Source organism: Paraburkholderia kirstenboschensis, assembly GCF_032806925.1.
Taxonomy (GTDB): Bacteria; Pseudomonadota; Gammaproteobacteria; order Burkholderiales; family Burkholderiaceae; genus Paraburkholderia; species Paraburkholderia kirstenboschensis.
This window is the reverse complement of record NZ_CP136512.1, coordinates 1,232,276-1,244,636: the sequence shown is the minus strand read 5'-3', so window position 1 is coordinate 1,244,636 and position 12,361 is coordinate 1,232,276. Positions and strand designations below refer to the sequence as shown.

8 protein-coding genes and 2 pseudogenes are annotated in these 12,361 nt (G+C 59.3%); 2 read left to right on the top strand and 8 right to left on the bottom strand.

Annotated elements, in window-relative coordinates:
- Positions 1 to 76: 76 nt before the first annotated feature.
- The 5 genes and pseudogenes from RW095_RS14320 to RW095_RS14300 all read right to left on the bottom strand — a co-directional run.
- Positions 77 to 865 (bottom strand): annotated as a pseudogene (locus RW095_RS14320) (IS66 family transposase); the annotation flags it as partial.
- Between the two features lie 30 nt (positions 866 to 895).
- Positions 896 to 1,240, bottom strand: coding sequence for an IS66 family insertion sequence element accessory protein TnpB (gene tnpB / locus RW095_RS14315; protein WP_006051687.1), 345 nt, complete (start codon positions 1,238 to 1,240; stop codon positions 896 to 898).
- Complete coding sequence (tnpA, locus tag RW095_RS14310; RefSeq protein ID WP_317015778.1) at positions 1,237 to 1,671, bottom strand: IS66-like element accessory protein TnpA; 435 nt, start codon at positions 1,669 to 1,671, stop codon at positions 1,237 to 1,239. The genes tnpB and tnpA overlap by 4 nt, the downstream gene beginning before the upstream one ends.
- 27 nt (positions 1,672 to 1,698) lie before the next feature.
- Positions 1,699 to 2,388, bottom strand: coding sequence for a hypothetical protein (locus tag RW095_RS14305; protein WP_317019599.1), 690 nt, complete (start codon positions 2,386 to 2,388; stop codon positions 1,699 to 1,701).
- A gap of 774 nt (positions 2,389 to 3,162) precedes the next feature.
- Positions 3,163 to 9,138 (bottom strand): DUF3320 domain-containing protein, encoded by a 5,976-nt coding sequence (locus RW095_RS14300; protein ID WP_394365148.1) that lies wholly within the window; start codon positions 9,136 to 9,138, stop codon positions 3,163 to 3,165.
- Between the two features lie 448 nt (positions 9,139 to 9,586).
- Between RW095_RS14300 and RW095_RS41445 the strand changes: the two are divergent.
- Positions 9,587 to 9,862, top strand: a pseudogene (locus RW095_RS41445) (GIY-YIG nuclease family protein); the annotation flags it as partial.
- Between the two features lie 170 nt (positions 9,863 to 10,032).
- Here the strand turns inward: RW095_RS41445 and RW095_RS14295 are convergent.
- Positions 10,033 to 10,380, bottom strand: coding sequence for a hypothetical protein (locus tag RW095_RS14295; protein WP_317019936.1), 348 nt, complete (start codon positions 10,378 to 10,380; stop codon positions 10,033 to 10,035).
- Between RW095_RS14295 and RW095_RS14290 the strand changes: the two genes are divergently transcribed.
- Positions 10,316 to 10,708: an H-NS family nucleoid-associated regulatory protein gene (locus RW095_RS14290; protein ID WP_317019853.1), complete on the top strand. Its 393-nt coding sequence runs from the start codon at positions 10,316 to 10,318 to the stop codon at positions 10,706 to 10,708. The genes RW095_RS14295 and RW095_RS14290 overlap by 65 nt on opposite strands.
- 59 nt (positions 10,709 to 10,767) lie before the next feature.
- Here RW095_RS14290 and RW095_RS14285 read toward each other — a convergent pair whose 3' ends face one another.
- Both RW095_RS14285 and RW095_RS14280 read right to left on the bottom strand, forming a co-directional pair.
- Positions 10,768 to 11,400 (bottom strand): SEL1-like repeat protein, encoded by a 633-nt coding sequence (locus tag RW095_RS14285; protein ID WP_317019597.1) that lies wholly within the window; start codon positions 11,398 to 11,400, stop codon positions 10,768 to 10,770.
- A gap of 433 nt (positions 11,401 to 11,833) precedes the next feature.
- Positions 11,834 to 12,280, bottom strand: a complete 447-nt coding sequence (locus RW095_RS14280) for an HU family DNA-binding protein (protein WP_317019596.1) — start codon at positions 12,278 to 12,280, stop codon at positions 11,834 to 11,836.
- Positions 12,281 to 12,361 lie beyond the last annotated feature (81 nt).

The window sequence follows — 12,361 nt, the reverse complement described above, 5'->3', positions numbered from 1 at the left end:
CGCGCGTCAATCAACTTTAATCGCTTGTCAGCGTCAATCAACAACGGCATCATCAAGCTCGCCGCGACATTCTCATCCTGTTTGTCGCGCGCCTCTCATCCAGACTGTCGCGCCACAGCGTGTCATCCGCGTGCAGCTTGGCGGCCGACACCGTATAGCGGCGCAGCGCCTCTGTTAGCGGTGCGCACAGCGCCTCGCACTGGCCGACCCAGCGGCCCATGCTGGCCCGGTCAAGCGTCACGCCGTCGCGGGCCGCGATCGTCGATTGCCGGTACAACGGCTGGTGGTCTGCATACTTCGAGACGAGGATGTCTGCCAGCAAGCTCGGATGGGCAATGCTCCGTCCGATCGGCAGGCCGGGCATCGGCGGCTGGGTGATCGTGCTGCAGCATGGGCAAACCAGTTTGCGGCGGATCGTGCGAATGACCTTGAACGCGGCTGTGACCCGGGCGAGTTGTTCGGACACGTCCTCGCCGAGCACCTGCATTGGTTGACCGCAGTCCGGGCAATTCGATTCGGGCTCGAGTACATGATCCTCGCGAGGCAGATGTACGGGAAGCGCTTGCTTCGAAGCCGCTTCGTCCGTCGTTGCGTTCGAAGTAGACGCATTTGCACCACGGGCCTGCGCACGCTGCACATCCACAACGCCGCGCCCGGCGGCCAGATCCTCAAGTTGAGTCTCGAGCGTCTCTATTTGCCGCTGCAGCTGCTCGGACTTGCGACCGAAGTGCATGCGCCTGAGCTTGTCGATCTGTGCCTTGAGCTGCTCAATCTCGACATCGCGTTCGGCAAGCAGACTACGGGCCTCGACCAGCAAGGCCTTCAGGAGTTCGACATCGTCAGGGAGATCGGCGCCGCTCGACATGCGCCGTAGTTTACGAGTCTGCCGCGCGGTTTACAACATCGATAATGCGGCGGTGCGACGGGGCTGTCGCCAGTCGATGCCCTCAAGCAGCATCGACAGTTGTGCAGAGCTCAGATGGACCTTCCCACCGTCGGCCTTGGGCCATATAAAACGGCCTCGTTCAAGCCGCTTCGCAAGAAGCCAGATTCCGTCCTCCGTGGCCCAGAGAATCTTTACCAGATCGCCCCGACGGCCCCGGAAGATGTAGACGTTGCCGCCCAGTGGATTCTCTTCAAGCGCGGTTTGCACCTTCGCTGCCAACCCCTGAAACCCGCATCGCATATCGGTAACGCCTGCGGTGATCCAGATGCGCGTGCCTGCCGGCAGGGAGATCATGAGCGCAGACTTCCCAACACGATCCGCAGCGTATCGGCATCGACCAGGCCGTCCACTTTAACTACCACACGACCGATCCGGATCTCGATCGCGCCGACAGGTGGTACAGGCTTCGCGCTCTGCACTTGCGCTTCTGCCGGAGCTGATGCCATGACCTCCGTCGGCGAGTCGCTTAGCAATACGACCGGAATGAGCCCGGCAGATCGAGCTTGCTGATCGGCCAGATATCGCCGCCGCCAGGTGAACAGCATGTTCGCGTTGATGCCATTCTCCCGGGCCAGCTTTGCGACTGATACGCCAGGCTCGCAAGCTGCTGCTGCCAGTCGATCACGAAGCTCCCGGGGGTAGTTAGGGCGTCCCGTACGGGAACCCGGCTTCTTCTCTGCAGACTGTGTCAAAGTGGTGCCCATCAGATCGGAAATGATGGACATCACTTTGAAGTCTCCCTCAGCCACCGTCTACAACGGCCCGCACGAGCCGCTTACATAGGGACCATGGGCAGGAGTTGCGCTCCGCGACGCCTCGTACCACGTCGTGTAAACGGGATTTTGAGTCGAGACGCATATCCCGACGCTCGAAGAACGACGCCGAGCATCGGCTTCATCGAAGGCGTTCGCGATAACCGGGTTCCAGCGCGCGTAAGAAAAGCCGGTCGACGGATGATGGACGCTTGCGAGGGGCACGCTGCCACAAAGCGGCTTCAGGATTGGGCTAAGGCGCTTACTGAAAGCAATGACAACATCTGGCTGCAGTGTGCCGAGCACATCGAGGAAGGCCGCTTTGCCGACGTCCCATGATTCAGCAGGAGGGGCGACGCGGGCGGCAGGCATGAAATCCTGGAGGAAGTTGTAGTAGCAGACGCGCTCCCAGAAGTCCGCCCGTTCCTGTGTTGTGAAGCGTGACGCACATGCAGCGTCGCTTACCGCGGTGACGATTCGAGCGAAGTGCGGATGTTTACGAAGTCGCGCCGTTGCGTCCGGATGCTTAAGCCGTTGACCGAGTGCCTTCACGAGTTCAGGTGTCGCCGTCGGCCGCTCGCTCCGTTTGCTGCCATAGTGGGATTCAGCAACGATGAGCACCCGCAAACCACGAAAACCCTCGGTCTCGTACTTGGAGCCAATCCACGGCATGAAAATCACGTTGCTCATTTGATAGGTCGTGTGGAGGCGCGCAGTGCCATGCTATACAGGTTTGGCGCCGAAGTCGCCGGCTGCTTCAGTCCGGGAGCTAGGACGGCAAGTTGATTCCGGAGCCGATGATTTCGAACGGGTATCTGTGCCAGCCTATCAGGCGTGGTTGTCTTGTAGACAATAACGCGCTCGTATCCTTGAGAGGCACAGGCCAATAGCCTGTCGAGAGCGTGGCACTCGTTCAGACGCCGGATTGGAGCCAGGTACTTCTCGCCTTCATTCTGCGCAATCAAGAGAGTGATGTGCTGGAGCTGAAAATATGACGGTCGCACGCATCGACTCGGGATTCGCGTAAGCAAAGCAGCTTTGAATGTCTCGTTGGTGGTCGCATGGCATGCTGGTCTCTTCAAAGCTCATTTCGTCCTTTCAATCCCAAAAGTGCGTCACTTTCGCCCCGCAGGCAGGGCAAATTTGGGCCACCCTTGGAACATCTCTATGACATATAGGACACTCCGAGTAAGCGGAGGGATTTCCGTTCGCATCGGGACGTATTCGCGCGCGGAAGGTGAACTCGCTGTTATAGGTTGGCACAGGCTTACTAATACTGGGCAGAGCCTCACCCACCGTCGGCCTGTCCTCTAATTTATTTGAATTGACCGGAGCACATTCCCTGCAATCCTGCCAGTTACCCAACCAGCAATTAGTTACGCAAACAAGTTTTTGGCAGGCTGCACATCGTCGTCTCGGGGAGTGAGGTATACAGCCGCACCGCTCGCATCGTTCCTTCATGGTTCATTTCCTTAAACGGACTGAACCATCCTCGACAACCGCTACCTTCTGAACTCGTCCATGGGTCAACGCCCGAGAAATCCGTGCTCCGGCCTCGGCAGTTGTCCGGGCCACACCCAGCAACCGGCAAACCGCTTTTGCCAGTCCATCTTGCGACGTGCCGCCTTGCTGCATCAGGATGTACACGGCCGCATTACCCAGTTCTTCGAGGCTAATCTCGTCGATACCGCGGCGCGTTTCGGGGTCGCTTCCTGGCACCCGGATACCCTCCCAAGTGCTCGGATTGGCATGCTCCGGCCAATAGAAAGTGATGCCGTTGCCCGTCGTACAGACCGCCTGCCTTGGCACCAATGCACTCAAATGAGCCTCGATGCGGCTACCGACCCTGGACAGCCCCCAGGCCCGCGTTACACGCTTGAATATCACCGCCTGCGATACTGGCCCTTCCGTTTCAATTACCTGGAGTAGCTGACCAGCCAAGGTCGACATCGAGCCGCCCTCGTAGAAGAGGTCCGGATTGCCTTTGTCCAAGCTGGTCAGTTCGTATTCGGGAAGCTGCGTGACAGGAGCAACCGGCTCCGCGGCCGATTCGCCCCTGGCATACAAGGCGTGCACATTTTCCTCATGCGCAGCCTCTTCTGGCAACTCAACAACCGGCTCATCCTCCGTCGGCACCGTCTCTACCAATTCCTCCAGTCGCGCCACAAGCTTTCGCATTGGCTCTTCTGGATTCAGCCACCAGTCGGTAGACCAGATGCGATACAGCTCCCAGCCTAGCCCTTCAAGGACATGCTGGCGGAGCCGGTCACGGTCGCGCGCCGTCGCGCCGGAGTGATACATGGCTCCATCGCATTCGACGCCCAGCAGATAGCGGCCCGGCGCACGTGGGTCGACCACGCCAATATCAATCCGGTATCCGGACACGCCGACCTGAGGGTGGACCGTCCAACCTTTCTCACGAAGGGCGGAAATCACCTGCCGCTCGAACGGGCTATCGGGCTCCCGTCCAGTCGGCATACTTTGTTCAACCAAGGCGCGTGGGCCTCGAATGGCGAACTCCAGATAGGTCTTCAGGTCGCGTACGCCGGCGGCCCGGACCCGCGACAGGTCAATCTGCTCGGGAAGCAGCGTGCTAAAAATCACGACGCCGACGCGGGCACGCGATACGGCCACGTTGAGACGCCGATGGCCACCCTCCAGATTCAACGGCCCAAAGTTGAGACTGACCTTGCCCGATGCATCCGGGCCATACGTAATGGAGAAGAAGATGATGTCCCGCTCATCACCCTGGACGTTTTCCAGGTTCTTGATGAACAGCGGCTCCTCCGCCGCCTGCGCAATAGCCTGGTCCAGTTGCTGAGATGCCCGGCGGCGTTCATCCAGCATCCGCTCAATCAGGCTTTGCTGCGCCTGGTTGAAGGTCACTACGCCGAGCGTCAGATGCCGCTTCGCCGAGTCCAGATAGTGCCGCTCAATCGCCTTGACGATGGCATCGGCCTCCGCCCGATTGGTTCGCGAACCACCGCGGTCATAGACACCCTGTACGCGTTCAAAGCGCACGCTGTGGTCGTTTGTGACCGGCGACGGGAACGTGACCAGTTCGTTGTCGTAGTACGTGACATTGCTGAAGGTAATTAGCCCTTCATGCTTGCTTCGGTAGTGCCAGTTCAACCGCAGTTCAGGCAGGCCGATACTGAGACATTCGTCCAGGATGCTCTCCAGGTCCTGAACATCGTCGCTATCCGCTCCATCCTCCGAGTCATCGGACCGGGAGAAGAAGCTTGTCGGCGGCAGTTGCTTCGGGTCACCGACGCAGACGAGCTGCTTGCCGCGCGCAATTGCACCGACGGCATCCCACACCGGAATCTGGGAAGCCTCGTCGAAGATGACCACATCGAACTGGGCGTGCGACGCGTCCAGATACTGGGCGACCGACAAAGGTGACATAAGCAGGCATGGCTTCAGCCGGGTCATCAGGCTCGGCAGATTTTGCACCAGTTGCCGAATCGGCATGTGTTTGCGCTGCTTCTGCAATTCGCGCCGCAGCTTTCCCAGTTCAGAATCAGCGCCAGGCACAACCTCGACGCTCGCCGGAATCTGGCCCGCTAGTTTCGCGGCGATATATTGCTGGGTCAGCTTCTGGAAACGCTCGTCGGCCTCCTTGAACTCAGCAATCTTGCGGTCATGCTCGGCACTCGAGAAGTTGCAGAGCACGGGCTCCCGGTCAATCGCCTTCCGCAGCCACCAGCTCTGGTAGCTGTATTCAAAGAACGTCGCCACAGTGGACAATGGCGCCTCGCCGACCTCCAGTGCATCCACAATACCCTGCAACCCGCTGCTGACTGCATTGGCTCGGGATTTCCGCCACAGGCACCACGGCTGCAGCTGCCGCGAAGCAGATTGCCATCCTTGAAGCAAGCTCAACAGCCGAGGAATCACGCTGGCGGCAGTCGGGTCAAGTCCGAGGTCAGCGTGACAGTGTCCAAGCTCAATGACCCGGCGGAGTTGAGTCATGACGTCCCGATAACAATCGCGGTACGACAACAAACTGGAGCCAAGAGGCATGTCAGCCTTCAGCATGCTCCGATTGTCGGAAACAAATGGCTGCAGCTTTGCGCGGAGCGTCTGGGCCAACTCGATGTCGTTGCCCGCAATTGCCGTTACCGCGTCCGCGAAGGAAGTCGCCCACCGCTCGACCGACTCGACGGCGCTCCAGTCCGTCTTCGACGCAGCGAACGCTTCATGCAGCAGTTGCGACGCATCATGAGACATAGACTCGATGACCTTGTCCTCGGCATTGACGGCGGTCAATGCCGTAATGACGGCCGGAACATCCCCACCTTGTGGGCGACGCTGGTCCTGTCGATACAGACGCAATCGTCCGGTAACCGCGCGTTGAGCAAACAGGCTCTTCGGCCACCAGGTATTGGTTGCCGCCGCCCACTGCAGCTTCAGCTCAGACGCATTCAGGGTCGCGACGTCGTCCACGTAGTGTTTGCTCAGCGGCTCCCATGCCTGATTGCGCGCAAGACCATGCTGCCGAAGGTTGGCAAGTCGGTTGCGAGCGGACTCGTCATGCGCCGACCGGGCAACCTCGACCGGAACGGTGGGCGCGGCGGAAAGCACGTCGGCTAGTACATCGAATTTCCCCAGCCCATTCAGGGAGAAAGCAACTTTGGGAAGGCCCAACTGATTCAGCAGGTTCGATGCAGCCTCATCCAGCTTCTTGATTTGGGCTTCAAACGTCGAAATCGCGTCGAGAAACTCTTGCTGCCATGACGGCATCCATTCGGTTTTGTGGACGACTGCCAGAGGATGGTTCTTCAAACCGGTTAACTGGCCGGCCAGAGCGCCCATCTGGCGGGAGGTCTCACGCAGTGCCTCGAGCTGTGTGCGGTTATGTACATCTGCATCGGCCCACGGCATCGCGCCAGGCCGCATTTCCGCATGCTGCAGGCTGGTTCCGATGGCCTCGTAAACGGTCAGGTCATTTGGATAGGTGCGATGCAGCGCACGCGCGACCCCATTGAGGTCAGTGCGGAGCGTCAGGAGTCGTTCGGACTCTCGCTCCCAGTCCTTCACCGTGCGTGCACCGGCGGCATCAAGTGCGACGCCTAGCTGTTTCAGGACATCCGCTTTCTTTGCCTTGGACGAATGCAGCTCAAGACAAAATGGCCCCAGGCCAAGACTGCTAAGCCGGCGATGCACCACCTCCAGCGCAGCCATCTTCTCCGAGACGAATAACACTGTCTTCCCGGTGGCCAACATATGGGCAATCAGGTTCGAGATAGTCTGGCTCTTACCCGTCCCAGGTGGGCCTTCGATGACAAGATTCTTGCCTTCAGCGGCGACGCAAACGGCACGCAACTGTGACGAGTCCGACAGCAACGGCGTGAACAGGTCTTGAGGCCGGAACTTCTCGTCCAGGGTGCTGGGCTCGAAGCCCGTCGCGCTGTCAGCAAACGCCTTACCGGGATTGTTAATCAGATGGGCAACAACACTGTTTTCCCGGAGCTGCTTCTGACGGTCCTGGAGGTCCTTCCACATCAGGTACTTCGTGAACGAGAAAATACCCAGATGGACCTGCTCCTTGACTTCCCATCCTTTCAGCTCGCCGACATGCAGCCGGAAGGTCTGCAGAATCCGGTTCACGTCGATGCCACGGTCATCGGTTGGCAAAACGTCGAACGACGGCGGCTTCAGGCTGAAATCCTGCTGCAGCTTTTGCAGCAGCGTCGGGTTCACGAGTGCGTCGTCATCGTGACGAACCAGGCGGAAACCACTCCGGACGGACTGGCGGGACAGCGTAACGGGGATAAGCAGAATCGGAGCCAGATGGCTGGATTCGGCATCCTTGCTCTCCCGCCATTCCAGCATCCCAAAAGCCAGAAACAGCGTATTGGCGCCGCCTTCCTCCATTCCCGTGCTGGCCGCTCGGAATATCTCGAGAAGCCTGCCTTCCAGAGCTTCCTCCTCGATGTCCGTGACGATTTCGTTCCGGCCAAGCGCGTCGGTCGCCAAGTCATCCATTGCCGCCGTACCGTTTCGGCCGGCGTACACATTGGCATCGCGACCATCCGAGCCGGACATCATCTTCGGCTTCGCACGGACGCGGAATTCGTTTCCATCCGCAAGCCGGTCTTCCAGCGCACCCGGGTCAGGGCAAATGACGCGCAGCGTGGTTTTGGTCGGCTTGAAATTCAGGAGCTTGTTTCGGAGCGTCAAGTCGAGCAGTTTGCTCTTCCATTTCGCCAGGCGTCCTTCTGGTGTTTCCGGTGTTACATCGTCACGCAGCGGTATGACGACCGGGTCCAACGGCGGCAACTGCGGCACGTCCTCGATGATGGGTGTTTCGGCCTTGGCAATCGGGACAGTCTGCTCATCGACCTGCGACGAACGGGATGGGAGTGGGCGAATCTGGACTTCGCGTGCGCGCCGGACATCTACGGCATACGCGAACCCGGCTTCGTCGTTCAGGTGTTCCTCGCCGCGAGTGCAGGCCCAGCGAAGGGACGGTTTCTGACCGCCCGCCACGCCGGTGGTCTCGAAGACCATGAACTCGCCGGATTTCACCCGCTTACGAACTGCCTGAACATCGTCCACCAATGCAGTCGGAAAGCTGGTCTCTATCAGCCAAACTCCAACCCAGGCATGGCCTTCCTTGAACAACACAACGGGGTGCAGACCGGCCTGCTCCAGGCAAGACGCGAACAGCATGGCGAGGTCCAGGCAGGTCGCAAGCTTGCCATCCAGGATGCGTTCTGGCGTCCGGATTTTCTGGCCGTCATTTCCGAACGATGCAGGCGGATTGGAGTATTGGATGTCCTCGGCAACTATCGTGCTGTAGATAGCCGATGCCTGCTTCCAGACCTTCTCGCGATTCTTGGACTGATATCCGTTCATGGACAAGTCGGTCGACGTCTGGCGCAGCAACCCGGAGGCTCGAGCGAGAAGCTTGTCTATGACCCGCGAGTTCGGCATGCAAAACGCGGCCAGCAGTTCGGGTAATGACCGCGCGCCGGCCCACTGGTCGTAGGCTAGAACATCAATGTTGTGCGTTGCCCTTACGAGTTCAGTTTCCTGAACACGCAACGATGCCGTGATAACGGCACGCTCAGACTCATCGAGCTGGCTGAAATATTGGTGGTCAGGACGCAGGTCGACAGGTGCCAGACGGCGGCTCTCGCCAGGCGCCAATGCCTCGAAACGGAAACGTGCGCTCTCGGCAAAAGCCGGCACACATTTGACGAGCAGTTCGACATCGGAGAGTGTCGACTCGCCATCGTTCGTGACCAAAATTTCACGGATGACCGGAACGTTGTTCTGAATCGCCGCATACCCTATCGTCAGGTCGGCGGTAACCTGAACGCTCGGTAGCTTCACGTCGGTGTCGGTCGTCAAATCCTCAGCGTCGTCTGCCTGTCCCTGCGTCATCACCCCGTTCCTCATTATTCGTACTCGGTTCAACCGAAGCGCCATTACTGTGGGCGACGTCATCCAGGTTGAACCATGATATTGACTGCGCTATTACCTCTGATTCTTTCGCAAGGAGTCTATTCTCTTCTTGCAAATGCGAATTGCGTGCAAATCTCTTTTTTGTGCATTCGCTAGGTTCGGCCGATATTACGCCTTTTTTACCGTCATCCTGGGAAACCGGCTGAACCTCTGCACAGCTACGCTGAAGCTTGCCGGCATGGCGATTCGATTTCGGTCGTACGGGTCAAAGAGCCGTGGTCCATAGGACGCCTCCTGCGGTCCGAAAATCTCAGCCTCAGCCACTGTCAAGGTATCCTAGGACAGCTTGACAGTCGACTCGAATCTCATCTCATGATGCCAATAAAGACCGGCGCTGTTAACGCACGAAATTCCGGATACTCCGCGCGCCATACAGTCACTATCGTTCCGGTATCTGAAAGGGGGCGCCGCGATGAAGCCTAGGGCTATGCTGCGAGACGATGAAGGATGGCTGTACGTGATGCACAACCCTGCCTTTCCTGGTGTCGTAAAAGTGGGGCGCACGCAGCTCCTTCCCACGGTCCGCGCCGCACAGCTTTCAACGACTGGAGTAATCGGAAAGTTCGATGTCGCGTACGAGGCGTTGACGTTCGACCACACGCGCTTCGAGGCAACCGTCCACAGACGACTATCTTGGTGTCAGGTGGAGAGAGAGTTCTTTCGGTGCGATGTCGGCGAAGCCGTGGCAGCTATTCAACATGTTGCCGGCCCGAAAATTTCATTCGAGAGAGGTACCGGCGCGGCAGCGACGGCCCGCGATACTGAGCATACTGTCGTCGCATCCTGCGACTATTTTTGCAATTGGGTTCGCTCGCTTGAAGAGTCAAACGTAGGATTCACGACAAGCAGCCGATTACATCAGTATTGGCTCCTCTCCCGCCCACAAGACATTCCGGAGCCGGCTTCGATGAAGGCGATGGTCCAGAGCCTGAAGGCTCTCGGATATCGGCATGTCAGACAGGGCGGGTCTGGTTTGAGAGGATTCTCGGGCTTGGCGGTGCCCCACACGTAGCCGCGGATGAGGGTCTTCGCGCCGCAAATGTTGAAGGGCACAGCGAGCTTGCGAAGGATTTGAAAAGACCGGAATAAATTCTTGATTGCAAGCGGCGCTGAAGCGGCGGTCGCGGCGAGTGCAGGTGTTGTGAGCAAGGCGAAGGTCGCCGGCACGAAGGCGGCGTCAAAGTCGGTCGGCGCGACTGCGGTCAAGGGTCAACGCAAAGGTCCGCAGCCGGCGCTTTACCGTGACCCCACGTCCGGTGCGACTTGGAGCGGGCGCGGGCCGGCGCCTGCGTGGTTGGCTGGTGCCAACGACAGGACGAGTTTTTTGATTGATGGCGCCAGCGGAGTTGCGGATTCTAGCGGTGCGAGCAAGCCGAAAGCCGTCGCGAAGAAGTCCGTGACAAAGACGGCGGTAGCGAAGAAGGCAACTGCGAAGAAGGCACCGGCCAGGAAATCGGTTGTCGCCAAAAAGGTCGTTACGAAGCCGGTTGTCGCGGAGGCACCGGAAGCGGCGCCTGCTCAAGCAACCGTGTAACCGAGCACGCAGAACTCGGTTCTCGTCGCGTCGACAGGAGCGATTGTCGTGGCTTACCACTAACAGGCACGCAATGCGTCGAGACGGGCGGCGCATTTTGCATTCGAACCTCCGCGCTTGTACGCTTGTGCCGCCTTTGCGCGGTCCGGGACGACGTCTCCAGGAGCACGCCTCTCCCAGTGCCCCTCCCAGTACAAGCCAAGGTTGTATGCGGCCGCCCGGTGTCCGAGCTCCAAGGCCGTGGCATACATGTCCTTGGCCATCTCGAGGTCGGCGTCCATGCCGCGACCAAGCCGTGCACTGTCCGCGAGTGCTGCTGCCGCCAGGCCTCGCAGAGGCTCGCTCGCCGTATCGTCCTTCAGCACGTCGCCCAGAATGACGTGCCCGGTCTCGTAGTCCGCTGGCCCACCTGTCTCGGTGACAAGAGACAGTGCAAGCGCGACCCGAAGAGAAGGGTGGCGGTGAGGGCCAACCCGTTCAATCAGACGCCGGCCGAGGCAAGGCGCCCCCGACAGCGGGCTTGTGAGCAGGCCATTCGCAATGGCCGCGAGAGATTCAAGTGAAAGAAATCCAACCTTGTTTGCCGACACAATGTGTCGGAAGAACTTTTCCACGTCGAGCGCCGGGTCGGCCTGGCGAAGTTGTGCCCACTCGCGTTCAATTTGGCCCAACCAACTGGAATCTACAGACATCAGATTTGGCGTCCTTTGGTGAGGGATAAAGACGATGATACCTCACCGCTGCTGTCACCTGACATCATAGGCAGGGCGCGGCCGCGTTCGCTGCAGCTCAAGGCGGGACACTGGTCTGTACGGTTGCTGCTGCGAGTGCATCAACGGCGCTTTCGGCTTTGACATCAAGTCGTTACGCGGCATGTCAGCAGGTTGTCCACAGCCTTGCCAACAAAAGGTGGGGATAACTTGGCAGATGCAGCGAAGGGGCCGATTGCAACACACCGCCGGTGTCGTCGACGTCCGCGCATGCGTTGCTTATCGCCGTGCTCCTGGGTATCGCGCTGCTTACCTTGGCTAGCCAGATTACACTTAGGCCCGTGCGCCTCAGGCATAGAAGCAAAAAAGCCCATCAGACTTCGGTCGCGAGGGCCTCCCTTTCCGGCGGTCCGGTTTAGACCGCGGCGTCCTTCAGCTTCTTCAGCGGGCGCACTTTCAGACGCACCGAAGCGGGCTTCGCCGCAAACCACTTGTCTTCACCCGTGAATGGGTCCTTGCCGAAGCGCTTCTTCTTTGCCGGCACGTCCTGAGCAACAACCTTCAGCAGACCCGGCAGCGTGAACTCCTTCGCGCCCTTCTTGTGGACTGACGCGAGCACTGTTTCTTCCAGAGCGGCCATCAAAGCCTTCGCCGCTTTCGGCTCGACACCTGCGCGCTCGGCAAGATGGGTAGCAAGCGAAGCCTTCGTGAACGAATCCTTGATGGGCTTCAGCGGCGTGGCGTCGACCGCCTTCTTCGTGGTAGGAGTCGCCGCCTTCTTTACCGTCGGCGCCTTCGCTTTTTTCTCGACCGGAGTCGTCAACTTCTTCGGAGCCGGCTTTGCTGCAGCTTTCGTTGCCATAGATTCCTCGTGGTCAAAGGTTGGCCTGGGGTCCTTGCCTTTGCGTAGTCACCGACAATGCGCAAAGGTCCAAATCCTCAG

Excerpts from the sequence above, each read along its gene's own strand:
- tnpB (WP_006051687.1), bottom strand. The coding sequence starts at position 1,240 with ATGATCTCCCTGCCGGCAGGCACGCGCATCTGGATCACCGCAGGCGTT.
- tnpA (WP_317015778.1), bottom strand. The coding sequence starts at position 1,671 with ATGTCCATCATTTCCGATCTGATGGGCACCACTTTGACACAGTCTGCA.
- RW095_RS14305 (WP_317019599.1), bottom strand. The coding sequence starts at position 2,388 with ATGAGCAACGTGATTTTCATGCCGTGGATTGGCTCCAAGTACGAGACC.
- RW095_RS14300 (WP_394365148.1), bottom strand. The coding sequence starts at position 9,138 with ATGGCGCTTCGGTTGAACCGAGTACGAATAATGAGGAACGGGGTGATG.
- RW095_RS14285 (WP_317019597.1), bottom strand. The coding sequence starts at position 11,400 with ATGTCTGTAGATTCCAGTTGGTTGGGCCAAATTGAACGCGAGTGGGCA.
- RW095_RS14280 (WP_317019596.1), bottom strand. The coding sequence starts at position 12,280 with ATGGCAACGAAAGCTGCAGCAAAGCCGGCTCCGAAGAAGTTGACGACT.